Consider the following 1489-nt stretch of genomic DNA (forward strand, 5'->3'; position numbering starts at 1 on the left):
CTTTTTATAATTTAAAAGAGTGAGCTGTTTAGTATAGATTGAAAGGCATTAGCTTTTGATGACTATACCAAGAGAGTTCCCTGATTTCATTTCAGGTAGCCCAGCCATTATTGTAAAGCAGAGGCAAAAATCTCTGACAACGTTACTAAGATTCTCCAATTGTCTTCTTAACTATAAATTCTTCTTGTAAAAGAAGCGCTGCGGTCGTGGCGGAATTGGTAGACGCACCAGATTTAGGTTCTGGCGCCGTAAGGTGTGAGAGTTCAAGTCTCTCCGACCGCACCATTATTCAAATAAAACCCATTTTTAATGGGTTTTATTGTATCTACCCTCCTATTAATAACCATAACTATCTGTATTAATGAGATGAACATCTCTTAAATATCTAGAAAAATACATTCCAATTATCACCATCCTCTTGCACCATAAGACCTCATTTTAATCTCAGAATAAATAAAGGTCCGGCAGTGGAATTATCTCAAAGCTCTAAAAATCTGTCCCTCACAATAGGTTGTTATACTCCCGACTCACCTTACGGTTTATATCACCTCGATTTAAATACAAAAACTGGACAATTAAACGCCGAAAAATTAGACATACAAATACCTAACCCTTCTTATTTTGATATCAATCAATCTCAAATGTATGTCATTTCAGAGGTTACTTCCGCCAATCAGCCCAAAATTAGCCAATACTCATTCCAACACTCATTACTTACAAAAGTAGCGAATTTAGATATTACAGGATGCTCCCCTTGCTTTGTTTCTGTGAATAGCAAATATCAATTAGCCACAACCGCTCAATATGGCAGCGGTCATATTGATGTTTACCAGCTCGATGACGCATTGGTGCTAAAACAACATATACAAGTTATCGATAGCTCAACCATAGAGGAGTCACCTCGAGTATCTCATGCACATCAAGCGCTTATTCTTAACCATACGAAAACACTGGTGAGCGTTGATTTGGGATTAGATCAAGTCTCTTTTTATCCATTTGATCAAGCCACGCATTTATTTTCGATTGAAGAGCGCCAAGAGCTATCATTAAGCCAAGGTTCAGGCCCAAGACACCTCGTATTTACCCATGATGAAAAAATGGGAATAGCGTTATGTGAGCTCTCTGAGCAATTAGTATTAATCCACCAAGAACACGGGAAGTGGCGAGTCAGTAGCGAACAACCTGCATTTCCAAATACACTAAATGGACAAGCTGCTGGCGCAATAAAATTATCACCAGATGAGCGATTTGTTTACCTATCTGGCCGTCGTCAAAATATTATTAGTTGTTTTGAGCTCGATCATCAATCGAAGGTATTAAACTATCAGTATTCCATTGATTGTGGAGGAAATTTCCCACGTGATTTTGCAATTTCACCAAGCAGAGAATGGTTGGTCGTTGTTAACCAAAATAGTCATAATATCGTGAGTTTTAAACGAAACAATGCAGATGGAACACTTGAGAAAACCGGACATAGTACGATGGTAAC

Annotated in this window: 1 protein-coding gene and 1 tRNA gene; both read left to right on the forward strand. The window is 38.2% G+C overall.

Annotated features, from left to right (window positions below; all coding sequences use genetic code 11):
- Positions 1-200: 200 nt before the first annotated feature.
- A tRNA-Leu gene (locus FH976_RS15710) sits at positions 201-285 on the forward strand.
- 182 nt (positions 286-467) lie between these two features.
- On the forward strand, positions 468-1489 hold a 1022-nt coding region (locus tag FH976_RS15715; protein WP_194091711.1), incomplete at its 3' end, for a lactonase family protein.

Origin of the sequence: Vibrio hibernica (assembly GCF_015223435.1) — a bacterium.
In the GTDB taxonomy this organism is placed as follows: domain Bacteria; phylum Pseudomonadota; class Gammaproteobacteria; order Enterobacterales; family Vibrionaceae; genus Vibrio; species Vibrio hibernica.